The sequence below is a fragment of the Acidipropionibacterium thoenii DSM 20276 genome, assembly GCF_000423445.1.
Classification (GTDB): domain Bacteria; phylum Actinomycetota; class Actinomycetes; order Propionibacteriales; family Propionibacteriaceae; genus Acidipropionibacterium; species Acidipropionibacterium thoenii.
Genome location: NZ_KE384018.1, coordinates 142,964 through 166,374, shown reverse-complemented (window position 1 = coordinate 166,374; position 23,411 = coordinate 142,964). Strand labels below are relative to the sequence as shown.

Genomic DNA, 23,411 nt, shown 5'->3' with positions numbered 1-23,411 from the left:
CATGAAGAAACTCATCAATGCTGTTGAGGATATCGTCAAGGACTCGCTGGTCGGAGTGGCCGCCGCCCACCCCGATTCGCTCCGGGTCGATCTCGAGAATGCCGTGGTGCTGCGCGCCGAGGAGCCGCACGAGGGCAAGGTCGGCCTGGTCTCCGGCGGCGGTTCGGGCCACGAGCCGATGCACAGCGGCTACGTCGGCTACGGAATGCTGGACGCCGCCTGCTGCGGCCAGGTCTTCACCTCCCCGGTCCCCGACCAGATGATGGCCGCCGACAAGGCGGTCGACGGCGGCGCCGGCGTGCTGCACATCGTCAAGAACTACACCGGCGATGTGATGAACTTCGACATGGCCGCCGAGATGTCGGCCGCCGAGTCAGGGATCCGGATCGAGTCCGTGCTGGTGGCCGACGACGTCGCCGTCCAGGACTCGCTGTACACCGTAGGACGCCGCGGGGTCGGACTCACCGTTCTGATGGAGAAGATCCTGGGTGCCGCCGCCGAGGAGGGCCGCGACCTGGACGCCCTGCTGAGGGTGGCCGCCAAGGTCAACGAGGGGGGCCGATCCTTCGGCCTGGCGCTGACCTCCTGCGTGGTGCCGGCGGCCGGCCGACCGACCTTCGAGCTGGCCGACGACGAGATCGAGCTGGGCATCGGTATCCACGGCGAACCGGGCCGCCAGAGGGCCAAGCTGAGCACCGCGGCCGAGGTGGCCGAGCAGCTCGCCGAGCCGATCCTGGCCGATCTGGACTTCACCGGCGAACCGGTGATCGCGATGCTCAACGGGTTGGGCGGAACCCCCCTCATCGAGCAGTACCTGGTGTGGGGAGAGGTCTCCAAGGTGCTGGCCGGCAAGGGGGTGCAGGTCTCCAGGACCCTGGTGGGCAACCACATCACCTCCCTGGAGATGGCAGGATGTTCCCTGACACTGCTGAAGGCCGACGGTGACCTGCTCCATTTGTGGGACGCCCCGGTCAATACTCCCGGACTTCGATGGGGATGCTGATACATAATGTCTGATCTCTCGGCGCAGAGCGTCTCGACCTGGCTGAAGGACTTTGCCGAGGTCATCAACGAGCAGGCCAACTACCTCACCGATCTCGATCGCCAGATCGGTGACGCCGACCACGGCTCCAACATGTCGCGCGGGATGTCGGCGGTGGCGGCTCTCGACCCTGCTTCCTTCACCGATGCCTCGGGAATGCTCAAGAAGGCCGGGATGACCCTGGTGAGCACCGTGGGAGGGGCCTCCGGTCCCCTCTACGGCACCTTCTTCCTGAGGCTGGGCACCACCTTCACCAGCGACGGGGAGCTGAGCGCTGCGGACCTCGCCCGGGGGATGAAGGCCGGACTGGACGGCATCATTGCCCGCGGCAAGGCCTCCCCCGGCGACAAGACCCTGGTCGACACCCTCACCCCGGCGGTGGCTGCCGCCCAGCAGGCAGCCGACGAGGGCAGGAGTCTGGCTGAGGCCCTCCAGGCCGCCTCGAAGGCCGCCGACCAGGGCAGGGACTCCACGGTCGACATGATCGCCAAACGCGGTCGGGCGTCCTATCTGGGGGAGAGGTCGAAGGGACACCAGGATCCGGGTGCCACCTCGATGGCCCTGCTCATCGACAGCGCTGCGCGCTGCCTGGCCTGAGGAGGCCCGTGATGGCTGACAACTCTGCGACTGCACACGACACCGAGGCCGCTCCGCCGACCGACTCCCCTGCCGGGGTCGGCATCATCGTCGTCTCGCACAGCCACCGGCTGGCGGTGGCGGCGGTTGAGCTCGCCGAGCAGATGGTCCCCGACAACCCGCCCCCGATCCGGGTGGCCGCCGGCCTGGACGAGGAGACCCTGGGCACCGACGCGGCTGCCGTCGGCTCGGCCATCGAGGAGCTCTCCGGATGCTCGGGGATCCTCATCCTGGTCGACCTGGGCTCCTCCATCCTGTCCGCCGAGATGGCATCGGAGTTCGTCGATCCCGATCTGGCGGCCAGGGTCCGGATCAGCCCCGGACCGCTGGTCGAGGGGCTGGTGGTGGCGGTGGTCACCGCCTCCACCGGAGCGGACCTGGATGCCGTCGCCGCCCAGACCGCCGACGCCCTGGCACCCAAGGTGCAGCAGATCAACAGTTGACCCCGGGCAACTGTGCGTCCGAGGTGATCGGATGGGCGGCTGTGTGCGCGCGATCGCGCATCGGCCCGAACGGCGTCCATAGGATGACGGGTATGACCGATGCCGCCACCACCCCTCACCTCGACCCACCCCACAAGGCCGTCATCATGGCCAGGGGTCTGGGCACCCGGATGCGCAGGGCCGCCGAGGGGGTCGAGCTCGCCGGCGATCAGGCCGCCGCCGCCGCGGCCGGCGTCAAGGCGATGATCACCCTCAACGGTCGGCCCTTCCTCGACCACGTGATATCGACCCTGGCCGATGTCGGCTATCACGAGTTCTGCCTGGTGATCGGTCCCGAGCACCAGATGATCCGCGACTACTACGACGATCTGACCACGACCCGGGTCTCGATCGACTACGCCGTCCAGCAGGAACCGCTGGGCACCGCTGACGCGGCGCTGGCCGCGGAGTCCTTCGCCGGCGGTGACCGCGTCCTGCTGGTCAACTCCGACAACTTCTACCCCGGTGCCGCAGTGGCACGGCTGGCCGAGGCCCCGGCCTCCGCCACCCTGGGTTTCTCCAAGCGCTCGATGCTCGCCGAGTCGAATATCGACCCCGGACGGATCGCGGCCTTCGCGCTGTTGAGGGCCGACGCCGATCATCGACTCACCGGGATCATCGAGAAGCCGGCCCCCGAGGTGGTGGCGGCCGCCGGCGACGACGCCCTGGTCTCCATGAACTGCTTCCTGCTGACCCCGCGGATCTTCCAGGCCTGCCGCAGCATCGACCGATCGGCACGCGGGGAGTTCGAGATCGTCGACGCGGTGCGCTGGATGGTTGACGCCGGGGAGCGCTTCGACGTCGTCCCGGTCGACGCCGGGGTGCTCGACATGTCCAACCGTGGCGACATCGCCTCCGTCGAGGCCGCTCTGGGCGATCAGCAGGCGCTGTTGTGACCGACCGGAACGGGACGGTCACCGGCAAGAGGGCTGTGCCCGGCTCTGAAGGTGATGCCGCCGAGGTCCGCTGGTTCGTCCCCGGCCGCATCGAGATCCTCGGCAAGCACACCGACTACGCGGGCGGGCGCACCCTGGTCGCCGCCGTCGACCGGGGCGTCACCATCAGCTGCACCCCGACCTCGGGGCGCCCGGGGATCACCGCCCGCTCGACCGCCGTGCCCGGGGACCTTCGGCTGGTCGCCGGCACCGACCCGCAGCTGCCTGCCGGCCACTGGGGCCGCTATCTGCAGACCGTGGTCGACCGGCTCACCGACAACTTCGGCGCACTGGCCCCCTGCCAGATCGAGATCTCCAGCAATCTGCCACTGGCCAGCGGGATGAGTTCCTCCTCGGCACTGGTGAGCTCCCTGGTGCTGGCGCTGGCCGATGCCAACGGCTTCACCGGGTCACCCCGCTGGCGACGCAATGTCACCGATCAGGCGGATCTGGCCCAGTACCTGGCCTGTTTCGAGAACGGGATGAGTTTCAAGGAGCTTCCCGGTGCGGCCGGCGTCGGAACCTTCGGGGGCTCGGAGGACCACACCGCGATGGTCTTCAGCGAGGCCGATCGGCTCGGCCAGTTCCGGTTCTGCCCGATCCGGCTGGAGCAGCGGGTCGGGTTCCCTGCAGATCTGGCCCTGGTGGTGCTGGTGAGCGGGGTGGCGGCCGAGAAGACCGGGGCGGCGCGCGACCTCTACAACCGGGCATCGCTGTCGACCCGGGAGATCCTGAACCGCTGGAACCGGGCCACCCGACGGCAGGACGCCGTGCTAGCCGATGCGCTGGCCGCCGATCCCGGGGCCGAGAGGCTGCACCGCCTGATCTCTGACGACCAGTGGCTGACCAGGCGCCTGGATCACTTCCTGGCCGAGTCCGAGCAGATCATCCCGGCGGCCTCCCAGGCCCTGGCCGCCGGTGATCTGGTGGCCTTCGGCCAGGCCGTCGACCGGTCCCAGCTGGCTGCCGAGACCCTGCTGGGCAACCAGGTCCCCGAGACGATCGGCGCGGCCCGGATCGCCCGAGCCGATCTGGCGGCACTGGCCTGCTGCTCCTTCGGTGCCGGTTTCGGCGGCTCGGTGTGGGCGGCGGTACCCCGATCGGAGGCCGAGTCCTTCGCCTCGGCCTGGCTGTCGCGCTACACCGAGCAGTTCCCCGAGGCGGCCCGCCGGGCCTCCACCCTGATCACCCGCCCCGGCCCCTCGGCCCGGCGGCTGTGAGCACACCGCGGACGATTTACGTAACGATCGCGTTGCGCTATATGAGACAGCTGGCGGATGAGCTGGTCAACGGTGCCGTTGTGGGATTAGGGTTGCCTTACCTCAGTCAATGAGAGGGGTACCAGGACAGATGTCATCGTCCACCGATCTCGCGGCCGTCAGCGCCGACGCCGTTGCCTCCCACAGCCGTTCGATGGCTCACCGTCTGGTGAGCGGAGCTGGCAGCGCCTCCCTGCTGGCCTTCCGACTGGCTCCCGACCAGCTCTCCTCGGCACTGGCCCACGGCATGACGCCCTCCGGCCAGTTCCTGGTCGCCGGCTACGCCGATGCCGGCGACCCGGTGACCTCGGTCGCCGATGGCCGAGCGATCGACGTCCGGGTGGATCTGTCCAAGGAGTCCCCCGAGCCGGCTCTGCGCCTGGTGTGCGCCACCGCCCAGATGGTCGGAACCCTCACCTGGCTGTCCCCCGACGAGACCTTCCTGATGCTCGTCGACGGAGACCTGCCGGACCGCGTCGCCGAGATCGCCGAGAGCGAGAACGGCCGGGTCGGGGTCATCGAGACCGATCGTGTGCTGCTGCGCGACAGCCTCGGGGTGACGCCGATGGACGTGGACACCCTCGTCCAGGCCGACCGCTGCCCGAAGGCCTGGGAGGCCGCCTACCCGAGCGCCGATCAGGAGTGGGACGCCTACGACCTGGTCGCCTCGGTCAACGAACTCTTCCTTCGTCGGATCTGCCATGCCGTCGCCGATGGCCAGATCGCCGGGACGATCTGCGGGCGCCGATCCTCCACCCACAGCTGCGAGCACACCCTGGGACGGGTCTTCGTGGCCGATATCGACCGCACCGGCGTCACCCTGATGTCGGTGGAGTCCGAGGAGACCGTCATCGCCTTCGCCGCCTTCCGTCATCCGGCGACCTCTCTGGACGACCTGGCGGTGCAGTTGAGCTGTCTCATCGAGGACTCGGTTCCGGCCCGCTGAGCAGCCCGGCCTGATGAGGCGGCCCTGCCCACCGGCCGCCGAGCGCTCAACGACGGCACGCGGTTCGCGGCAGATCCTCGGTGGAGAGCATCCACCCCGCTCGGTCGCCTAGCATCGCTGTCATGGAACTTCCCTCCTGGCTCGGGCTGCCCACCCTCGGCTTCGGCCGGTCGACCCTGCGCGCCCGCCACGGCCTGGTGCTGGCCGGCGGCGGCTCCAGGGCCTCCTTCCAGATCGGGGCGCTGAGACATCTCTACGACGTCGTCGGGATCCGCCCCGAGGTGATCACCGCCACCTCAGCGGGATCGGTGGTGGCGTGCACGATCGCCCAGTGGTCCGATCCGAGCGACCAGGCGCGCGCCATGGCCCAGCTGGACCAGTTGTGGATGTCGATGCAGGACCAGTCGGAGATGTTCGCTCCGCGCGCCTGGTTCAAACTGCTGCTGGAGAAGGGGCCCGAGTGGGCCAAGCTCATCGACCACGAGCGCAGTCGCCGTACCCGTGGTCTGGCCATCCCGCGGATCAACCTGCCCTTCACCCGTGCCCAGGACGGTTCGAGCACCGTGGTCGACCCCGCCGATCCGGTGGCCGGCGGGGAGGACTCGCGGCTGGCTGCGCCCCTGAGCGGCCAGGCGGCCACCCTGGACCTGGCCACCAAGGAGATCCCGGTGCCCGACGACGGCGCCACCTGGAGCCCCTCAGTGGTGCTCCAGGTACTCGCCGCACTGTCCAAGCTGACCCGCGACGGCGGGGACATTCAGACCATTCTGAAGGGGGCCGACGCCTCCGGTTCGACCTACCGGGCCGGGCCGATTCTTGCCAAGTTGCTCGACACCACCTGGTTCCGCAGCGAACGACTGGCCGCCTCCAGCGTCCAGCTGCGGATCGCGATGGTGGCCCTGGAGTCGGGAGAGCTTCGCTACATGACCGAGCACGGCACCCTGGTCGACCGGCGCAACCAGCCCCTGGAGGGCCCCTCCCACGACGTCACCAAGGGAGTGCTGGCGTCCTGCTCGATACCTGGGGTGTTCCGACCCGTGGAGATCAACGGGGAGCACTACGTCGATGGCGGGGTCCGCGAGAACACCCCGGCCGAGATGGCGATCGGCCATCTCGGCGTCACACATCCCTATGTCATCGCCTGCTCTCCGTTGGGGATCGCCCGCACCGAGGATTTCGGCGCCAAGAACATGTTGGACCTGGCGACCCGCAGCATCGACATCCTCACCGATGAGGCAGGCCGCGATGAGATCGCCTACGCGCTGACCGCCGGAGCCAAGGTGATCGGACCCGATATCGCGGTGCACAGTTCCATGACGGTGGATCCCGGCCTGCTGAGGATCAACCGGGACTACGGCTGGATGACCTCCGCGGAGCAGTACGAGGAGACCGAACCGGAGGTCCGCGACCAGGTCAATGAGATCGTCCGGCTCCGGATGCGCGGCTGGGAGCTGGAGAAGGCCTGGCTGCATGACCAGATGCCGCTGGAGACGTTCGCGCCGTCCCTGGGCACTCCCTCGGCGCGACAGTCCCCCTCGTCCCAACAGCCCTTGAGCGGCCCCGAGCAGATCCTCGAGCTGGGTGAGGTCAAACGCCAGCTGGCGGAGGACTCAGCCCGGCTGCCCGAGTCGCTGCGTCCGGAGGGTGCCGACGCCTGGGGCTGGACCCTGGAGGAGCACGGCCACATGCCCCACGGCATCGAACCGCCCTGGTGAGTCTGGTGAGCCTGGGGAACCTGGTGGGCCTGGTGAGCCGACGGGCCGACCCGGACCGGGGCCTCTCGCCCGACAACCACGTTCGTCCTCGAATCTGGCGTTCGTCCTGGAATTCCAGGACGAACGCCAGATTCGAGGACGAACGTGGCAGGAGGCGGAGCTAGCAGAGCAGCAGGAGGAGAGTGTCGCGCTGACTCAGGGGGTCGACAGCAGGGGCAGCAGGTCGGCCACCGAGTCGAGGACGATGTTCGGCCGGTAGGGGAAGTGGTCGATGTCCTCGCGCTTGGTGATCCCCGACAGCACCAGGACGGTGAGCAGGCCGGCCTCGATACCGGCGACCATGTCGGTATCCATCCGGTCACCGATCATCGCGGTGGACTCCGAGTGGGCCTCGATCCGGTTGAGGGCCGAGCGGAACATCATCGGGTTGGGTTTGCCGACGATATAGGGATGGCGCCCGCCGGTCGCGGTGGTGATGAGCGAGGCGATCGCCCCGGTGGCCGGCAGCGGGCCCTGGGGTGAGGGGCCGGTGGCATCAGGATTGGTGCAGATGAACCGGGCGCCCTCACCGATCAGTCGGACGGCCTTGGTGATGGCCTCGAAGGAGTAGTTGCGCGTCTCGCCGAGCACCACATAGTCCGGGTCGGTGTCGGTGAGGATGAACCCGGCCTCGTGGAGGGCGGTCGTCAGACCGGCCTCGCCGATCACGAAGAGTCGCGCTCCGGGGTTCTGGTCGACCAGGAATCGGGCGGTCGCCAGGGCCGAGGTCCAGATGTTCTCCTCGGGGATGATGAGGCCCGATCCCTCCAGCCGAGCTGCCAGATCACGTGGGGTGAAGATGGAGTTGTTGGTCAGGACGAGGAATCGCCGGGAGGTGTCGACCCAGCGCTGGATGAGGTCTCCAGCGCCTGGGACCTCGCGTTCCTCGGCGACCAGGACGCCGTCCATGTCAGTGAGCCAGCACTCGACTTCTGCAGGTTCTCTCATGGCCTCAACACTAGCGACAAGAGTCCGGCCCGGGAGGCCGAACGTGAGCTTGCCGGGACCGGCAGGGAAGAAAACGGCGACCACGCCGGTTCACCCCCCAGATGGGCCATCGGCGGGTGCGGCTGCTGGGCAGTCGCGGCGAGCGTGTGGCCGTGGTGCACAACCGCTATGGAGGACTGGATGCGGCTCGGAGTTCTGGAACAGCTGCCACTTTTCGAGGGATACACCCCGAGGCAGGTGTTCACCGATGCAGTCGAGCTGGCACAGGGTCTGGAGGAGGCCGGCTACCACCGGCTCTGGATCGCCGAGCACCACAACAACGATCGCTTCATGTCGACCGCCCCGGACCTGGTGATGACCCACCTGCTGGACGCCACCTCGAGGATCCGGATCGGTTCGGGCGGGGTGATGGCGATGCACTACGGCTCACTCCAGCTGGCCGAGCGATTCGCCACCATGGCGACGATCTTCGGCGATCGTGTGGACATGGGCCTGGGCCGGGCCCCCGGTGGTGACATGCTGTCGGCCCTGGCGCTGAACCAGGGCCGGGCGATCCATCCCGAGATGATCAACGCCCTCATCGAGGAGACGCTGGGGTTGATGCGCGGCGAGCTGCCGGCCGATCACAGCTATCGGTCATTGCAGGTCGGGCCCTCCCTGGAGACCCTGCCGCAGTTCTGGCTGCTGGGCTCCAGTGGCCAGTCGGCGGCCTGGGCCGGGGACCACCGGATGCACTACGCCTATGCACAGTTCTTCACCGGACGCCAGAGCCCCTCGGTGGCCGACCGCTACCGTGCCCACCTGCCGGCCGGGGCCTCCGGCCTCACCCTGTCGGCGCTGTCGGTGAGCGCGGCCCCGACTGCTCGCGAGGCCGTCCACCAGGCCCTTCCAGCGGCCGGCGCCCGGGTGGCCCTGCAGCACGGACTGCCGGTGCACTTCGGATCGGCCGATCAGATGGACGCCGAGACCCGCGAGGGTCTGGCCTCCTATCTGCGCACCCATTCCTCGGAGATCATCGTCGGCGACTACGACCAGGTGGCGCAGAGAATCACCGACTTCCGGGCCGGTCACGGTGTCGACGAGGTGATGCTGATCAGCTACATCGCCGATGTCCGGACCAAGATCACGATGTACCGGGAGCTCGCCAGCCGGCTGCTGTGATCAGTGGCCCAGGGCCCTCATCATCTGCTCGAAGTCGTCGGTCAGGGCCAGATCATCGGCGACGGCCCGCAGCTGGGGCCCGGCCCCGTCGGATGGCTCGGCCGGCTCGTCGGCCGGGCCGCCCAGCAGCCGGCTGAAGGCCTCCACCGCCAGCTGGATCCTGGCCTCCAGAGCCGTCGAGTCCCCCCAGTCGGAGGTGGCGGCGAAGACCGAGACCGGAGCCACCACCGCGTGCAGGTAGTGGAACAGCGGGACGAGCGCCTGGTCGGTGACCAGGGAGTGCCTGGCGGTGCCGCCGGTGGCCGCCAGCAACACCGGGGTGCCGGCCAGGGCACCCTCGTCGAGGACCTCGAAGAACAACTGGAACACCGCGGCCGGGTGGGCGTTGAACACCGGCGTCACCGCTATCAGGGCATCGGAACCGGCGACCTGGTCGAGCAGCTCCTGCAGAGCGGGGGTGCGAAAGCCGGTCAGCTCGGCGTTGAGGAGGTCGTGGGCGTACTCCCGCAACTCGACGACGTCGATCTGAGGTGCTTCGGCGTCCGGCCGCCGGCTGCGAGCCCTCACAGCCGATACCAGACGGTCGGCCAGCAGCCGGGTGGAGGAGGGCTGGCCGAGGCCGGAACTGATGGCGGTGATCCGCATGATGGGTCCTGTGGGGTGAGAGGGTCGGGTGGTGAGTGCGCACATCGGTGGGCTGCATCGAGGTGCTGCGGTCGAGGACAAGGAGTGGTGGGCGGTGGCCCGCGGCGGGGATCAGGCGGTCCTGCTGGCCAGCCCGGTGACGTTGTCCCCGGTCTCGAACCGGTAGCTGTCATCGGGCTGCGCGCCGCTGGCGGCGAGCAGGCTGGCGTGGGTGGGGGCGTCGGGGATGTCGGCGGGGCGTCCCTCCAGCAGGCCCGCCCGAAGGTCGGGGAGGATCTCGCCGAGCAGGTCCATCTGCTCCAGAACCGTCTTGATCGGCAGTCCGGCGTGATCGATGAGGAAGAGCTGGCGCTGGTAGTCGCCGACCTTCTGCCTGAAACCGAGGGTCCGTTCGAGCACCTGCTGGGGAGAACCGACGGTCAGCGGGGTGCCGGAGGTGAACTCCTCCATCGAGGGGCCGTGTCCGTAGACCGGGGCGTTGTCGAAGTAGGGGCGGAACTCGCGGACGGCGTCCTGGGAGTTGCGGCGCATGAAGAACTGCCCGCCGAGCCCCACGATGGCGTGGGAGGCCGGGCCGTGGCCGTAGTGCTCGAAGCGGGTGCGGTAGAGCTCGATCATCCGCTGGGTGTGGTCGATCGGCCAGAAGATGTTGTTGTGGAAGAACCCGTCTCCGTAGTACGCGGCCTGTTCGGCGATCTGGGGAGAACGGATCGAGCCGTGCCAGACGAATGGCGGGATGTCATCCAGCGGTCGCGGGATGGAGGTGAAACCGTTGAGCGGGGTACGGAACTTGCCCTGCCAGTCGACCACGTCCTCGCGCCACAGCCGGTGCAGCAGGTCATAGTTCTCCAGGGCCAGATTGATGCCCTCACGGATGTCGCGGCCGAACCAGGGGTAGACCGGCCCGGTGTTGCCGCGTCCCATCATGAGGTCGACCCGACCGCCCGACAGGTGCTGGAGCATCGAGTAGTCCTCGGCGATCTTCACCGGGTCATTGGTGGTGATCAGGGTGGTCGCGGTGGAGAGGATGATCCGGCTGGTCCGGGCGGCGATGTAGCCGAGGGTGGTGGTCGGCGAGGAGGAGACGAACGGCGGATTGTGGTGCTCGCCCAGGGCGAAGACGTCCAGGCCGATCTCCTCGGCCTTCTCGGCGACCGCGACGATGTTCATCAGCCGCTGGTGCTCCGAGGGGATGACGCCGTTGGTCGGGTCGGGGGTGACGTCGGAGACGGTGAAGACGCCCAGCTGGACGGGGACCCTGGGCGCAGCGGCGAGCCTGGCCTCGGCCGTGACCTCAGGTGCCGCGGAACTCCCCGGGGCGCCGACCCCCTCGATGCTGGCGGTTGTGCTCTTGGTCACCGGACCTCCTAAGTGGTTGATGTATCAACTATCCTAACCCGGGACCACCGCGGTCTATTCCGCGATGCCGGTGACCACTCGTCGATCCCCCGAACCCCTGCTTGCGGTGTTCCCTCCGGTCTCGGTGGAGCACGGCAGCGTGGCACGGCGGTGGAGCCGGTTGCGACTGGAGGGCTGGCCTCGGGAGGCTATTCTTGCCCGAGGTCGACCAGACAGGAGATGGCGTGAGGATCCAGGCCGCAAGCGAGGTCTCTACGAGCCCTGCGCGATCACATCCTCGGTCACCGGCATCCGGTGCCTTCGAACCGATCCTCGGCCAGGCCCACGCCAAGGCGATCCTGTTCGGTGAGCATGCCGTGGTCTATGGCTCCCCCGCCGTGGCGATCCCACTGCACGCCCTCACCACGACTGCCCAGGTGCGTCCCCTGGCCCGGGGCACCCGGATCCACAGCGCGCTGTTCCATGGCGACGCCGACGACGCCCCCGCCCGGGTGCAGCCGCTGCTGGAGGCCATCTACTCCGCCCAGCGCCACACCGGGATGACGCAGACCGGGGTCGAGTTGCGGCTGGACAGCACCGTTCCCTACGAGCGCGGGCTGGGTTCCAGCGCCGTGGTCGGGGTCTCAGTGGCCCGCGCGATCGCCGCCCTGGCCGAGGTCGAGATGACCGAGGACGAGACCTTCGAGGTGGCGATGGACTGTGAGCGGATCGCCCACGGCAGGTCCAGCGGACTGGATCCGCGGACCGTCATCTCCCAGGTGCCGATCCGATTCCACGGCGGCAAGGTCTCCCCCATCCAGGTCGGGGCACCACTGGTCTTCGTGCTCGCCGACAGCGGCCATGCCGGCTCCACCGCTCAGGCGGTCGGAGCGGTCAAGGCCAGCCTGGAGGCCGACCCGACCCGCGTCAGTGGCCTCATTGACCGGCTCGGCGAGCTCGCCGAGGGATCCCTGGAGCAACTCGCCCGCGGCGATGGTGAGACCCTGGGAGCCCAGATGTTCGAGGCGCACCGGTTGCTGGCCGAGCTCGGGGTCAGCGATGTCGCTCTGGAACGACTGGTGGACGCCGCCCAGGCGGCCGGTGCGACCGGCGCGAAGCTGACCGGAGGCGGCCGCGGAGGCTGCGTCATCGCGTTGGCCCGCGACGACGAGTACGGCGCGAAGCTGGAGCATGTTCTGAGATCCGCCGGTGCGGCGCGCACCTGGCGGACCACGGTGGAGGCTGCATGAGGACCAGCGGGCCGAGCACAGGAACCCCCACGCACACAGGACAGAGGGCATGAGCCGGGCATCCTCCATCGCCTACCCGAATATCGCCCTGGTCAAGTACTGGGGAAAACGCGACGAGGCCCTCATCCTTCCCGCGGCCGGGTCACTGTCGCTGACCGTCGACGACCTGGCCACCATCACCACGGTGGAGGTCACCGACCGGCCCGGCGAGGACATCTTCCTCCTCAACGGGAGGGCCACCAGTGCCAGCGCCACCGAACGCACGAGCGCCTTCCTGGATGTCATCCGCACGCAGCTCGGAGACGATCGGGCGGCTGTCGTCAGCTCGACCAATGCCGGGCCCACCGGCGCGGGAATGGCCTCCTCGGCGTCCGGCTTCGCGGCTCTGGCCAGCGCAGCTGCCGGCGCCTACGGGTTGAGCCTCGACCAGCGGGCACTGTCACGGCTGGCCCGGCGGGGATCTGGCTCGGCCTGCCGGTCGGTGGTCGGCGGACTGGCGGTCTGGCATGCCGGGAACGAGTTGGAATCCTTCGCAGAACCGGTCCCCGGACCGGACCTGAGACTGGTCCCGGTGATCGTCTCGGGTCGTCCCAAGGCTGTCTCCAGCCGTCGGGCGATGCGGCTGAGCCGCGACACCTCGCCCTTCTACCCGGCCTGGGTGAGTTCCACCGAGGAGACCCTCAGGCAGATGATCGACGCCTGCGCGGCCGGTGACATCGAGCGGATCGGGCAGCTCACCGAGTCCCACGCACTGCGGATGCATGCGGTGATCGCCTCCTCCACGCCCCCGGTGCGCTACCTGTCACCGGCCAGCCTGACAGTTCTGGACGCCGTCCAGGAGTTGCGCGCCGGCGGGCTGACCGCCTGGGCGACCGCCGATGCGGGCCCGAATGTCTGTGTCCTCACCACCCCCGGGGATGCCGGCCAGGTGGCCCAGGCGATGGCCGGGCTGGCAGTCGCGGATCCGGCCGAGGGTGCCCCGAGCCCGGTGCGGATCCTCGGCCCTGGGCCGGGAGCGCACCTGATCCCTGATCCCGTCGAACTCACCCGGGGAGCCTCATGATCGAGACCCGAGCTCCTGGAAAGCTCTACATCGCCGGCGAGTACGCCGTGGTGGAACCCGGGCACCCGGCGGTCCTGGTGGCCGTGGACCGCTGCATCACGGTTCGGCTCACCGCCGGCTCCCAGATGGGCAAGGTGCACTCCACCCGCTACGGGCACGGCCCGGTCACCTGGGTGCGAGACGCCGACGGCCAGATCGTCACCGATCGCAGCCCCTACGACTACGTCACCGCCACCATCTCGGTGATGGAGAAGCTGCGCGCCGAACGCGGTCTGGCACCGCGCTACTTCGACCTGCACATCGACTCCGAGCTGGACGACGAGGACGGTCGCAAGTTCGGTCTGGGCTCCTCGGCCGCCGTGACGGTGGCCGTGGTGGCGGCCCTGGACGAGTTCTACCAGATGGGTCTCAGCCTCACCGAGAGGTTCCGGATCGGCCTGCTGGCCACCGTGGAGGTGGCTCCGCGGGCCTCCGGCGGGGATGTCGCGGCCAGCACCTTCGGCGGTTTCGTGCACTACGTCTCCCCCGACCGCGACGCCCTCCGGCGCACCGCCGGCGCCCAGGGGGTCGAGGGGACCCTGGGGGCCCCGGTGTGGCGCGACTGCCGGGTCGCCCAGCTCGGGCCGCTGGCCGGGCTGGACCTGCTGGTCGGCTGGACCGGGTCGCCGGCCTCCACCGAGCGTCTGGTGGAGAGGGTGCACCTGGAGCGGGTGCCCGGGGACCGTGGGGACGCCGACGCCCACTACGAGGCCTTCCTGGCCGGGGCACGGACCGGGGTCGATGAGCTGGTGGCGGCGTGGAGCCGTGATCCGGCGACCGTGCTGCGGGTGATCGGCTCCTTCCGGACCCTGCTGCAGGGCCTGGGCAGGCTGCGCGGCACCAGGATCGAGACCGATCAGCTGCGCGCCCTGTGCGATCTGGCCGAGGCCTCCGGAGCGGCCGCCAAGCCGTCGGGGGCCGGGGGCGGGGACTGCGGGGTCGCTCTCATGCCGCACGGCGGTGACCATGACGGACTGCTGGACGCGTGGCGGGCCAACGGCATCCTGCCCCTGGATCTGAGCCCCTACCCGGCTCAGCGCGACCCTCGCGGAGCGACCCGATGAGCGCCCTGCCCAGTGGACCCGACTGGGGTCACGACGCGGCTCAGCGCCACGACCGCAAGGAGGACCACGTCCGGCTCGCCGTGGTGCAGTGGTCGGGCCGCAGGGACCAGGGCGAGGGCGGTCCCCCGCGCCCGGGAGGGTCCCCGGTCAACGAGTTCGACGACCTGGAGTTCCTGCACCACGCCCTGGGGGCGGTCCCCCTGGATGAGGTCGACCTGGGTGTCGAGCTGGCCGGCCAGCGTCTGGAGTCGCCGTTCTACATCAACGGGATGACCGGCGGCACCGAGCACACCGGCCACATCAACCGGCAGCTGGCCATCGCCGCACGGGAGACCGGACTGGCGATGGGGTGCGGTTCGGTGTCTATCGCCCTGGACGATCCGTCCTGCGCCGAGGGGTTCCGGGTGATCCGGCGCGAGAACCCGCGCGGGCTGGTGATGGCCAATATCGGCGTGGGACGGTCGGCCGATGACGCCGTGAGAGCGGTCGAGCTGCTGGAGGCCGACGTCCTGCAGGTCCACGTCAATGCCGTCCAGGAGACGGTGATGCCCGAGGGCGCCCCGCGCTTCGCCGACTGGCGCGACGGCATCGCTCGGATCGTCGAGGCGGTGCCGGTCCCGGTGCTTGTCAAGGAGGTCGGATTCGGGCTGAGTGCCCGGACCCTGCGTCAGCTCGCGGAGATCGGCGTCCGGTACGCCGACGTGTCGGGACGCGGCGGGACCGACTTCCTGCAGATCGAGAACGACCGGCGCCCCGGGGCCGACTACGGCTATCTCACCGGATTCGGGCAGTCGGCCCCGGCCTGTCTGCTCGACGCCGGCCGACTGGGGTTCGAGGAGCACCCCGCCCTGCTGGCCTCCGGCGGGGTGCGCAACCCGCTCGACGTGCTCAAGTGTCTGGCCCTGGGGGCCGGGTCGGTAGGAGTGGCCGGATCCTTCCTCAGCGCTGTGGTGGACGGCGGCGCCGCCGCCCTGGTGGAGCTGATCACCAGCTGGCAGGTGCACACCCGGGAGCTGGCCGCCCTGCTGGGGGCCCGCGACGTCGCCGGGCTGCAGCGCACCGATCTGCTGGTGCGCCGGGGCCTGGCGGAGTACTGCCAGCTGCGCGGGATCGACGCGGGGCCCTACTCGCGGCGCAGCGAGGCCTGACCGCTGCTGCGCAGGATCACTCGGTCGGCTGCAGAGAGTTGAGCCCGAGGATGCGGAAGATCTGATCCTCGACCCGGTCCAGTGGCAGGTCCGGGTGGAATATCAGCCATTCCAGGCCGGCTATCAGCGTCGCCCCGACGATGGCCGCGGCGCCGATCCGGCTGTCCGGGCTCTCCTTGCTGACGACACTGCCAGTCTCCTCGGCGGAACTGCCGCTCTCGATCGCATCAAGGGGCCCCATCAGCGCGGTGCGCCAGCTCGAGACCGACTCCCGCCAGGAACGATCGGTGCGGAACACCTCCGAGGCCAGTACCCGTGCCGAGTCGAGGTGCTCGTGCATGTCGGCGAGCAGGGTCGCCACCACCGCACGCTGCAGTGCGGCACCGGTGAGACCGCGCGAGGCCTCACGGATCGAGTCGGAGACCCGGGCGGCGTGCTCGTCCATCAGGGCCTCCACCAGACCCGCCTTGGAGGTGAAGTTGTAGTAGACGCTGCCCTTGGCGCTGCCCGAAGCCAGCGCGATGTCGTCGACCGAGGTCGCCGAGACGCCGCGGGTGGCGAACAGGTGGGTGGCCGCATCCAGAATCGACTGCGCCGTCGCCCCCCGTCGCCCGGGTGATCTCGTGAGGGCATGTGACTCCTGCCCCGACTGCGGCTCGACAGGTACGTCTCTGCCGGTTGTCATGACTCCTCCATCTCACCGTTGAGCGTTCCGCACCGGGTGGGGTGTCGACCGGACTCCGCCCGGTCGGCACCCCACCCGGTCCGTCATCAGATCTTCAGGGCCGGGTGCAGCCGCGACAGGGTCCAGGTGCGCTTGCGCGCTGCCAGGATCGACGAGAGCACCAACGAGACCACGAAGATTCCGGCCATCACTGCCACCGCTGTCCAGAACCTCGGCCCGATCGAGCCGGTGATCGCCTGCCTCAGTCCGTTGACCACATAGGTCATCGGCATCCACGGGCTGACGGCCTGGAAGAATCCCGGTTCGGTCTGGATCGGATAGGTGCCACCGGCCGAGGCCAACTGCAGCATCAGCACCGAGATGATGATCACCTTACCGATGGCCGAGCCGAAGCCGATCTGGAGCATCTGTTGCAGGGCGAAGAAGGCGGCGGCCACCAGGAGAGCGAACAGCACGGTCGCCACCGCGTGGTTGGGGTTGATGCCGATAGCGAAGTGCATCACCGAGAGCATGATGAAGACCTGTCCCACGGCCAGGGTGAGCGCCGAGTTGAGCGATCCCCACGCCATCCGGAACCCGCTGACCGAGGTCATCAGGGCCCGCGACTGGAGCGGGCGCAGCAGCAGCCAGGCGACCAGCGCACCGACCCACAGGCCCAGGCCGATGAAGAACGGTGCGAAGAACTCGCCCCACGACGCCGCCTGGTGCAGGTTGTGCTTGGCCAGGCCGACCGGTGAGCTGACGGCCCTGGCCCGCTGGGTCTGGACCGACGCGGAGTCGTGGGGGATCTGTCCGGCCCCGCTGCTCAGCTTGTTTCCCAGCGTGGTGGCGCCGTGCTCGAGGGTGCCCAGCCCGGTGGTCAGGGTCGGCGTCCTGGCAGCCAGGGTGGCCGCGCCGGAATCGACCTTCGTGGTGGCGCTGTGGATCTTCTGGGCTCCCTGGTCGAGAGCCGCGACTCCGCTCACCAGCGCCGGCACCTTGGCGTTGAGCTGGCCGGTTCCGGAGGCCACCTGCTTGCCACCGGCGGCCAACTGATTCGCGCCACTGGTGAGGGTGGTGGCCCCAGAGGCGAGTGCACCGGCCCCGCTGCTGATCTTCGAGGTCCCTGCGGCGAGCTGCTGGCTGCCGGCACTGATCGCCTTCGCCCCGGCGACCAGGCCCCTGCCGGGGTCGGGGTTGGTGAATCCACCCGACAGACTCCTGGCCCCGGTGTCCAGCTGCGCCAGGCCCGCGACGAGCCCCCTGTCGGAGTGGGGGTTGTTGAGCCCGTCGCTGAGCTGGACGAGTCCCTTCTGGAGGGTCGGGATGCCGGTCGAGGCCTTCGTGCTCATCTGGGTGATACCGCTCGACAGTGCCTTCGACCCGACCATCAGCTGGTTGATCGATCCCTGGCTGCCGCTGAGGGTCTTGGCGCCGGTGGCCAGACTGGCCGAGCCGCTGGCGAGTTCACCAGACCCCTTCGTCAGAGTCTGGGCGGCTCCGGACAGGGTTGGCACCGATCCGGACAGGGTGGACAGTCCGGTTCCCAGCGGCCCGTTGCTGGAGACGGCGCCGGCGAGCGACCCCGCTCCCCTGCTGAGCTGCGAGCTGCCGCTGCTGACCTGGGATGCTCCATCGGCCAGGCTCTGGGCCGCCGCGTGCACCGACGTCGTGCCGCCACTGGAGTAGATGCCGTCGCGCACCTGCGAGGCGCCTGCGGCAAGGTCGGAGGCCTGACGCTGGGCACTCTGGCCAGTGCTCGTCTCCAGGCCGGAGAGAATCCGGTTGACACCGGCGGTGTCGCCTCGGTCGAGCTCGGCTCTGGCGGCGATGACGGCGGCATTGATCTGCTTGAGCTGGGTCGCGGTCTGGTCGGTACCGGCCGCGACCTGGGCGGCTCCCTGGTGGAGCGTGGAGTCCTCCCCGGTGGCTGCGGCCAGGGTGCGTGCGCCGCGGCTCAGCGAGGTCGCCCCGTCGGCGACCTGACTGGCCCCGGTCTTGAGGGATCCCGAGGCGGTCTGGGCTCCCGACAGCCAGGTCTGGGCCCCGCCGGTCCAGCGCTTCGCCCCGGATGCGAAGGAGGTCGCACCGGAGGAGAAGGTCGTGGCCCCGGAGGAGAAGTGGCTGGCTCCCGTGGACAGTTCCGAGACGCCGGTCACCAGAGTCCCGAACTGGTTGGCCAGCCGGGTGGCTCCGTCGGCCAGGGCCGGTGCCCCCGACGTCGTGTCGGCGGCCTGGGCCAGACCCTTCTGGAGGCCGGTGAGACCGGAGGCTCCGTTGGACAGCTCCGCGGCTCCCTTCCCGGCCGTCCGGGCGCCGGCCAGTGCGCTGTCGAGGCCGGTGCTGAGGTGCTGGGCGCCGGCGGAGGCGGTCGAGACGCCGGTGACATATCGGGCCTGGGCATCGCTGAGGTCGCGTGCACCCGAGGCGCCGCTCGCCGCTCCGGAGGCCAGCGAGTTGATGCCGTTGACCAGGGTCGGGGTCTGCTTCTGGAGCGCGGTGAGTCCGGCAGACAGCTGCTCGGCGCCGGTGTTGAGCCGCGACACCCCGCTGGCCATGGTCGACACCTTGCCTGCGGCGCTGGCGGTGCCATCGGCCAGCGTTCCGGCCCCCGCCGCCAGCTGCGCGGTGCCGGCGGCGAGTTCTCTGGTCCCCACGCTCAGCGTCGTGGAACCGTCCTTGGCCTTCTTGAGACCGTCCTGCAGGACGAAGGCGCCGTCGGAGGCCTTCGTCATGCCGTTCCGGGCGTCACCGAGTCCCACGACAAGGGTCTTGGCCGCCGTCTGCCCGATCTTCTGGGACACCACGTCGCGGATCTGGGTCATGGCGTTGCTGCCGAGCTCGGTGGCCAGGAAGGAGTTCGAGTCGTTGTAGGTGACCTTGATCTCGGCGGAGGTCGGATCCTGGCTGCCGAGGGAGACGATGTCGGAGGAGAAGGTCGCAGGGATCGTCACCGAGAAGTAGTACTTGCCGGACTTCACGCCGTCGGCCGCGGTCGAGGAGTCGACCAGGTGCCATCCCAGTGGCTTCCGGTCGACCAGTGTGGTGACCACATCGGTGCCGGCGTGGACGGTCCTGCCGTTGCTCTGAACGGCGACGTCCTGGTTCACCAGCGCCACCGGCAGGTCGTCAAGACGGTCGACCGGGTTCCAGAACGCCCACACGTACATGGCGCCGTAGAGCAGTGGGATGAGCAGCAGCACGACGAGGGCCATCCGGGTGATGGGCTGCCGGAAGAACCTCTTGAGTTCGGTTCCGTGAGATGTCCAGGCGAACATCACGCCTCCTCGGCGACGTCGGTGGTGGTCAGATCAAGGTGGGACGGCTCGGTCGTCCAGGGGATGCGGTCGAGCTCGTGCGCGTCGGTCGTGGAGGCGACCACGGTGACACCCGATGCCGCGATGGCGTCCAGCCGCGACCAGACGGTGTCCTGGTCGGACAGGTCGTGGAGCTGGTCGACGGCGTCGACGGTGATCAGCGCCGGACTGCTGGCAAGAGACAGGGCGATACGCAGCAGCAGGTTCGACGGCTCGTCCAGCTCGTAGACGCGGGTCTTCGCAGTGGGAACCGGCAGATCGCCGAAGGCGAGCCGGCAGATCTCGGCGATCTGCTCGTTGCCGGGGTAACGCACGATCTTGTACCAGGGCGCGAGCCAGGCGAGCCGTTCGCGGACGGTCGAGCGCACCGTCACGACGTCGTCCAGATCGTCGAGACCGGCGACCCCGGTGACCGAGGTGTGGCGCTGGACCCAGCGTTCCGCGGCGGGCAACTGGTGCCCCAGGACCTCGAGTCGCGATCCCCTCGAGGGTCGCATCCGCCCGGCGAGGGTGAGCATCAGGGTGGACTTGCCACTGTCCGGAGAACCGGTGACGATCCCCAGATGCCCATCCTCCAACGTCCAGTCGAGGGGTCCGTAGACCAGACCTCGCCTGCTTGCCAGGTGAAGGTCCCCAGCCTGGATGGCGAGTTTCGTCATCACACTCTCCTGTACCTACGCGCGGTGCGACCTGCACCCGTCGAGCACTATACTGACCGGTCAGTACAAATCAGAATCGATGAGACGACGCCCCCCCCTCGCGTCTGTACTGACGAATCTGTACCCCTGTTCTGCACCGGCAGGCGTGCGGCACCCGGCGGAGTGGCTCACAGCCAGCTGCCCGCAGACCTCGGATGAGGACGGGCGGCAGATCCGACCCCGCCCCATTACCCCCGATATGACGCCATGTGCGGCTTCCACAATGACGTCCACGGTGTTTTCGTGGCTCATGTAATGCGATGTCCCGAACAGCAAAAACGGCGCAGCCCGCTGGAAATTCCCCAGTTCTCCCACCGCGGAAAAGAAGACCAATACGTGGGATTTATCACCCCACTGCCGATTGCGACTGGTGTCCGCCGTGGAGAGGCGCTGCCTCTCCACAGTCATGAAGGAGAGTTGCTGCAATGCCCAACGAGATCACGATCCCGAGGGATCCCGAACCGCCCCTGACTTCAGGAGGACCCGATCTCATTCATCGCATGGTCGCCGAGGCGATCGGCACCATGGTCCTGGTCGGTGGCGGCATCGGCACAGCGATCCTGGCGGCAGTGTTCCCCAGCGCCAACAACAACGTGGTGGGAGTCGGCCACCTCGGCGTGGCTCTGGCCTTCGGCCTGACCGTGGTGGTCGGCGCCTACGCCTTCGGCCCGATCTCCGGCGGGCACTTCAACCCGGCGATCACCCTGGGAGTGGCGGCCTCCGGCCGGTTCCCCTGGAAGGACACCGTCGGCTACATCGTCGCCCAGATCATCGGCGGCTTCGTCGGTGCCTCGGTGATTGCTGCGATCGCCTCGTCCAAGGCCGGGTTCTTCTCGGCCGCCAAGGCCACCGGTTTCGCCTCCAATGGTTACGGCGCCCACTCCCCAGGTGGTTTCGGAATCACCGGTGCGATCATCGTCGAGATCGTCTTCACCGCGATCTTCGTGCTCGTCGTGCTGGGCACCACGGCCAAGATCGCCCCGGCCGGCTTCGCCCCGCTGGCCATCGGTCTGTCGCTGACCCTGATCCACCTCGTCACCATCCCGGTCGACAACACCTCGGTGAACCCGGCCCGCTCGATCGCCGCGGCGATCTACGGCGGCTCGGCCAACCTGGCCCAGCTGTGGGTGTTCATCGTGTTCCCGATCATCGGCGGCCTCATCGCCGGTTTCATCTACCGTCCGATCTTCGGCAAGAAGTTCACCGAAGCGGCGTGATGATCCGGTAGCACCGAACCCGTCGCGGGGCCCGCGCACATTCTCGAATGTGCGCGGGCCCCGTCGCATTGCTGGAGGGTCCCACGACCCGGACAGACGCCCCCCGAAAACAACGTCTCGATGTGTGCGGGCACACCGAAACGGATCCGAAACCTTGACGCGAAGAGCCGGTAATTCTGGACCCACAGCATGCTGCCCCATAGGCGGCACCGGTTGCCAGGACGGTGTTGGAGAGCTCTGAACGGCGCTATCACTTCCATCATCGGAGGCCGATCATAGGAAGCTCAGCTGAGTACCCCGCCCTCATCAATGAGATCGGGGATTGCCGCTGGTCAGCGGCTCATCAGGGAGTGCCCCCACTGGGACTCGAACCCAGGACCCACGGATTAAAAGTCCGTTGCTCTAACCAACTGAGCTACGGGGGCCCGCTCAGTCTAGCGATCCACCCGGTGGGCCGTGACAAGCTGTGTCCATGACGGCACCGGTTGGCATGTGGGTGATCCTGGGGGCGGGGCTCGCCCTTCTCGTCATCGCGGCCCTCGCCGATCGGCGCTCCAGACTGCGCGCCGAGGCCGAGGTGTCCGCGCTACCGCACGGACGGCGTCTGCCCCGGATGTCCCAGGAGCTGTGCAGCCACGTCGACGAGATACTGGCCGACGATCACCTCAGTATCGGCGCCAGACTGGTCGACCGGCGGGCCGCCTCGCAGCTGTCCCCCGACGACGAACCGACCGCGATCCTGGAGGACGCCCGGGTCATCATCTGCCCCGAACCCCTGGACGGCGCGCGCATCATCCAGGCCATCCTGATGGGTTGTCCGGATCGGGCCGATCTGGCGATCGTCTGCCCCGAGATCGACGACTTCGCGCTGGGAGTTGCACTGGCCAACCACCTGCACGGCGCTCGGGCGGTGGTCCCGATCATCGCCGACCCCGCGGACTGTGCGCAGATCGCCGAGACGCTGGGAAGCACCCCGACCACGAAGGCCGCAATCCGTAGTGGATGGCTTCCCGCCGAGGTGTGGGGACGCGCCCACCTGGTGATCAGTGATGCCCTGTCGACGACGGTGGTGCCCGCCCCCGCCGACAGTCCCGAGAAACCCTCAAGCGCGCATTGAGGGGTTGCTGAGCAATTCTCAGGCTTCCGGGATCGCCTCAGAATCTCTCCGACCGGGCCCACAAGAGCATCTTTCATCTGCGCATTTCCCCTAGTCAAGGGAGTATTCTGGGCTTCTTGTCGCCAGCATCGGGTCCTGAATCACAGGTTCGTCATTCCTGACCCGCGCTCCGCGTGTCCCCTTGACTCCATCGCGACAGATCCTCCGGCGGAGCTGGCGGAGGGCCTTCAACCGACCATAGGTTTCAACTGACACCAGGGGTTTCACGGGCGGGGACGCCGTTCTCCACACGAGCCCGGGAAGCCCCCACGCCAGGTAGCGGGCCCTGCCCGCTGGAGGGGAATCGCCACGATGGCCGTATCGCATCCAGTTCGAATCGGGGCCGTGACGCTGGCCTCAGCCGGCCTGATCGCCACCGGGTCACAGTTGCTCACCGTGAGCCCGGCCCAGGCGGTCGCCCCCCGGCCCAGCGTGCGCCCAGCGCTGCAGACCGGCGCCGCCACCGCTCCGACCGTCAGCCCCACCCTCGCCCCGCTGCCGGCCTCCTCACCGAACCCGTTGGTCTACGCCACCACCGCGGTGCGGGTCCGCGCGGCAGCCAGCACCTCCAGCACCATCCGCGGAGTCCTGGCCAAGGGCCAGAGCGTCGTCAGCCGCGGCGCCTCGGTCAACGGCTGGACACCGGTGA

Annotated in this window: 21 protein-coding genes and 1 tRNA gene; 15 read left to right on the top strand and 7 right to left on the bottom strand. The window is 68.9% G+C overall.

Going from position 1 to position 23,411, the window contains the following annotated elements; all coding sequences use genetic code 11:
• Window position 1 precedes the first annotated feature (1 nt).
• The 7 genes from dhaK to G554_RS0110150 all read left to right on the top strand — a co-directional run bounded on the left by dhaK (window position 2) and on the right by G554_RS0110150 (window position 7,015).
• Entirely contained in the window at window positions 2–1,003 is a 1,002-nt protein-coding gene (dhaK, locus tag G554_RS0110180) for a dihydroxyacetone kinase subunit DhaK (RefSeq protein WP_027587800.1), read from the top strand.
• 6 nt (window positions 1,004–1,009) lie between these two features.
• Entirely contained in the window at window positions 1,010–1,639 is a 630-nt protein-coding gene (dhaL, locus tag G554_RS0110175; RefSeq protein WP_027587799.1) for a dihydroxyacetone kinase subunit DhaL, read from the top strand.
• Window positions 1,640–1,650: 11 nt separating this feature from the next.
• A complete protein-coding gene (gene dhaM / locus G554_RS0110170) occupies window positions 1,651–2,121 on the top strand; it encodes a dihydroxyacetone kinase phosphoryl donor subunit DhaM (RefSeq protein ID WP_084648465.1) in 471 nt (156 codons plus the stop codon).
• A 92-nt stretch (window positions 2,122–2,213) separates the two neighbouring features.
• On the top strand, window positions 2,214–3,056 hold the full coding sequence (locus G554_RS0110165) for a nucleotidyltransferase family protein (protein WP_051232881.1): 843 nt from the start codon (window positions 2,214–2,216) through the stop codon (window positions 3,054–3,056).
• A 35-nt stretch (window positions 3,057–3,091) separates the two neighbouring features.
• Window positions 3,092–4,315 (top strand): galactokinase family protein, encoded by a 1,224-nt coding sequence (locus tag G554_RS0110160; RefSeq protein WP_027587796.1) that lies wholly within the window; start codon window positions 3,092–3,094, stop codon window positions 4,313–4,315.
• 130 nt (window positions 4,316–4,445) lie between these two features.
• Window positions 4,446–5,300, top strand: coding sequence for a hypothetical protein (locus tag G554_RS15850; RefSeq protein WP_036925370.1), 855 nt, complete (start codon window positions 4,446–4,448; stop codon window positions 5,298–5,300).
• Window positions 5,301–5,422: 122 nt separating this feature from the next.
• Window positions 5,423–7,015 (top strand): patatin-like phospholipase family protein, encoded by a 1,593-nt coding sequence (locus G554_RS0110150; protein ID WP_027587795.1) that lies wholly within the window; start codon window positions 5,423–5,425, stop codon window positions 7,013–7,015.
• Window positions 7,016–7,210: 195 nt separating this feature from the next.
• Here G554_RS0110150 and G554_RS0110145 read toward each other — a convergent pair whose 3' ends face one another.
• Window positions 7,211–8,002: an HAD-IIA family hydrolase gene (locus tag G554_RS0110145; RefSeq protein ID WP_027587794.1), complete on the bottom strand. Its 792-nt coding sequence runs from the start codon at window positions 8,000–8,002 to the stop codon at window positions 7,211–7,213.
• Window positions 8,003–8,182: 180 nt separating this feature from the next.
• On the opposite strand from G554_RS0110145, the gene G554_RS0110140 reads away from it, so the two are divergent.
• Window positions 8,183–9,163, top strand: a complete 981-nt coding sequence (locus G554_RS0110140; RefSeq protein WP_027587793.1) for an MsnO8 family LLM class oxidoreductase — start codon at window positions 8,183–8,185, stop codon at window positions 9,161–9,163.
• Here the strand turns inward: G554_RS0110140 and G554_RS15845 are convergent, their stop codons facing one another.
• Entirely contained in the window at window positions 9,164–9,808 is a 645-nt protein-coding gene (locus G554_RS15845; protein ID WP_036925369.1) for a CE1759 family FMN reductase, read from the bottom strand.
• Window positions 9,809–9,919: 111 nt separating this feature from the next.
• Window positions 9,920–11,053 (bottom strand): LLM class flavin-dependent oxidoreductase, encoded by a 1,134-nt coding sequence (locus G554_RS0110130; RefSeq protein WP_027587792.1) that lies wholly within the window; start codon window positions 11,051–11,053, stop codon window positions 9,920–9,922.
• Window positions 11,054–11,391: 338 nt separating this feature from the next.
• On the opposite strand from G554_RS0110130, the gene mvk reads away from it, so the two are divergent.
• The 4 genes from mvk to fni are packed head-to-tail and all read left to right on the top strand — an operon-like array spanning window position 11,392 to window position 15,710.
• Window positions 11,392–12,396 carry a mevalonate kinase gene (mvk, locus tag G554_RS0110125; protein WP_051232878.1) on the top strand — a complete coding sequence of 335 codons (1,005 nt, stop codon included), beginning with the start codon at window positions 11,392–11,394 and terminating at the stop codon, window positions 12,394–12,396.
• Window positions 12,397–12,445: 49 nt separating this feature from the next.
• Window positions 12,446–13,459 (top strand): diphosphomevalonate decarboxylase, encoded by a 1,014-nt coding sequence (gene mvaD / locus G554_RS0110120; RefSeq protein ID WP_027587790.1) that lies wholly within the window; start codon window positions 12,446–12,448, stop codon window positions 13,457–13,459.
• On the top strand, window positions 13,456–14,562 hold the full coding sequence (locus G554_RS0110115; RefSeq protein ID WP_027587789.1) for a phosphomevalonate kinase: 1,107 nt from the start codon (window positions 13,456–13,458) through the stop codon (window positions 14,560–14,562). Before mvaD ends, G554_RS0110115 begins: the two co-directional genes overlap by 4 nt.
• A complete protein-coding gene (fni, locus tag G554_RS0110110) occupies window positions 14,559–15,710 on the top strand; it encodes a type 2 isopentenyl-diphosphate Delta-isomerase (protein ID WP_051232875.1) in 1,152 nt (383 codons plus the stop codon). The genes G554_RS0110115 and fni overlap by 4 nt, the downstream gene beginning before the upstream one ends.
• Before the next feature lie 16 nt (window positions 15,711–15,726).
• On the opposite strand, the gene G554_RS15840 is transcribed toward fni, so the two are convergent.
• From G554_RS15840 to G554_RS15835, 3 genes are all read right to left on the bottom strand, one after another.
• Complete coding sequence (locus tag G554_RS15840) at window positions 15,727–16,395, bottom strand: TetR/AcrR family transcriptional regulator (RefSeq protein ID WP_051232872.1); 669 nt, start codon at window positions 16,393–16,395, stop codon at window positions 15,727–15,729.
• Window positions 16,396–16,481: 86 nt separating this feature from the next.
• Window positions 16,482–19,652: a YhgE/Pip domain-containing protein gene (locus G554_RS0110100; RefSeq protein ID WP_027587787.1), complete on the bottom strand. Its 3,171-nt coding sequence runs from the start codon at window positions 19,650–19,652 to the stop codon at window positions 16,482–16,484.
• Entirely contained in the window at window positions 19,652–20,350 is a 699-nt protein-coding gene (locus G554_RS15835) for an ATP-binding cassette domain-containing protein (protein ID WP_051232870.1), read from the bottom strand. Before G554_RS15835 ends, G554_RS0110100 begins: the two co-directional genes overlap by 1 nt.
• 464 nt (window positions 20,351–20,814) lie before the next feature.
• On the opposite strand from G554_RS15835, the gene aqpZ reads away from it, so the two are divergent.
• A complete protein-coding gene (gene aqpZ / locus G554_RS0110085) occupies window positions 20,815–21,606 on the top strand; it encodes an aquaporin Z (RefSeq protein WP_084648462.1) in 792 nt (263 codons plus the stop codon).
• Between the two features lie 351 nt (window positions 21,607–21,957).
• Here aqpZ and G554_RS0110080 read toward each other — a convergent pair.
• A tRNA-Lys gene (locus tag G554_RS0110080) sits at window positions 21,958–22,031 on the bottom strand.
• A gap of 47 nt (window positions 22,032–22,078) precedes the next feature.
• Between G554_RS0110080 and G554_RS0110075 the strand changes: the two genes are divergently transcribed.
• Both G554_RS0110075 and G554_RS17885 read left to right on the top strand, forming a co-directional pair.
• On the top strand, window positions 22,079–22,723 hold the full coding sequence (locus G554_RS0110075) for a hypothetical protein (protein WP_154654257.1): 645 nt from the start codon (window positions 22,079–22,081) through the stop codon (window positions 22,721–22,723).
• Window positions 22,724–23,107: 384 nt separating this feature from the next.
• A partial coding sequence (locus G554_RS17885) for a hypothetical protein (RefSeq protein ID WP_036925368.1) occupies window positions 23,108–23,411 on the top strand: 304 nt, incomplete at its 3' end.

What these genes read in the sequence shown, in the direction of transcription:
- dhaK (WP_027587800.1), top strand. Translation starts at nt 2, where the DNA reads ATGAAGAAACTCATCAATGCTGTTGAGGATATCGTCAAGGACTCGCTG.
- dhaL (WP_027587799.1), top strand. Translation starts at nt 1,010, where the DNA reads ATGTCTGATCTCTCGGCGCAGAGCGTCTCGACCTGGCTGAAGGACTTT.
- dhaM (WP_084648465.1), top strand. Translation starts at nt 1,651, where the DNA reads ATGGCTGACAACTCTGCGACTGCACACGACACCGAGGCCGCTCCGCCG.
- G554_RS0110165 (WP_051232881.1), top strand. Translation starts at nt 2,214, where the DNA reads ATGACCGATGCCGCCACCACCCCTCACCTCGACCCACCCCACAAGGCC.
- G554_RS15850 (WP_036925370.1), top strand. Translation starts at nt 4,446, where the DNA reads ATGTCATCGTCCACCGATCTCGCGGCCGTCAGCGCCGACGCCGTTGCC.
- G554_RS0110150 (WP_027587795.1), top strand. Translation starts at nt 5,423, where the DNA reads ATGGAACTTCCCTCCTGGCTCGGGCTGCCCACCCTCGGCTTCGGCCGG.
- G554_RS0110145 (WP_027587794.1), bottom strand. Translation starts at nt 8,002, where the DNA reads ATGAGAGAACCTGCAGAAGTCGAGTGCTGGCTCACTGACATGGACGGC.
- G554_RS0110140 (WP_027587793.1), top strand. Translation starts at nt 8,183, where the DNA reads ATGCGGCTCGGAGTTCTGGAACAGCTGCCACTTTTCGAGGGATACACC.
- G554_RS15845 (WP_036925369.1), bottom strand. Translation starts at nt 9,808, where the DNA reads ATGCGGATCACCGCCATCAGTTCCGGCCTCGGCCAGCCCTCCTCCACC.
- mvaD (WP_027587790.1), top strand. Translation starts at nt 12,446, where the DNA reads ATGAGCCGGGCATCCTCCATCGCCTACCCGAATATCGCCCTGGTCAAG.
- G554_RS0110115 (WP_027587789.1), top strand. Translation starts at nt 13,456, where the DNA reads ATGATCGAGACCCGAGCTCCTGGAAAGCTCTACATCGCCGGCGAGTAC.
- fni (WP_051232875.1), top strand. Translation starts at nt 14,559, where the DNA reads ATGAGCGCCCTGCCCAGTGGACCCGACTGGGGTCACGACGCGGCTCAG.
- G554_RS15840 (WP_051232872.1), bottom strand. Translation starts at nt 16,395, where the DNA reads ATGACAACCGGCAGAGACGTACCTGTCGAGCCGCAGTCGGGGCAGGAG.
- G554_RS0110100 (WP_027587787.1), bottom strand. Translation starts at nt 19,652, where the DNA reads ATGTTCGCCTGGACATCTCACGGAACCGAACTCAAGAGGTTCTTCCGG.
- G554_RS15835 (WP_051232870.1), bottom strand. Translation starts at nt 20,350, where the DNA reads ATGACGAAACTCGCCATCCAGGCTGGGGACCTTCACCTGGCAAGCAGG.
- aqpZ (WP_084648462.1), top strand. Translation starts at nt 20,815, where the DNA reads ATGCCCAACGAGATCACGATCCCGAGGGATCCCGAACCGCCCCTGACT.
- G554_RS0110075 (WP_154654257.1), top strand. Translation starts at nt 22,079, where the DNA reads ATGACGGCACCGGTTGGCATGTGGGTGATCCTGGGGGCGGGGCTCGCC.